This window comes from Arthrobacter sp. B0427-1-12 (genome assembly GCF_059092905.1).
This window is the reverse complement of record NZ_JBNHIC010000235.1, coordinates 1-369: the sequence shown is the minus strand read 5'-3', so window position 1 is coordinate 369 and position 369 is coordinate 1. Positions and strand designations below refer to the sequence as shown.

1 protein-coding gene is annotated in these 369 nt (G+C 68.6%); it reads left to right on the top strand.

Features of this window, described 5'->3' with window-relative positions; all coding sequences use genetic code 11:
* A partial coding sequence (locus AC5RWU_RS24715; protein WP_493986798.1) for a restriction endonuclease occupies nucleotides 1–369 on the top strand: 369 nt, incomplete at both ends.

Sequence of the window (369 nt, the reverse complement as noted above, 5' to 3'; positions counted from 1 at the left end):
GCATCGAACTGCTGCGGGCGGATCTGGCCACGGACCTGCTCAAGCGGCTGCAGGACCGCCACCCGGACTTCTTTGAAGAAGCCGTGGTGAAACTCCTGCTGGCGATGGGCTACGGCGGGGCCGAAAACCGCGGCCGGCGCATCGGCGGATCCGGCGACGGAGGCGTGGACGGCGTCATCGACCAGGACGCCCTGGGCCTGGACCAGATCTATATCCAGGCCAAACGCTACGCTGCGGACGTCACGGTCGGCCGGGAAGCGATCCAGTCGTTTGTCGGGGCCCTGGCCGGCCGCGGGGCCACCCGCGGGGTCTTCATCACCACCAGCCGGTTCTCCGCCGGGGCCCTGGAATACGCCAAATCCATCCCGA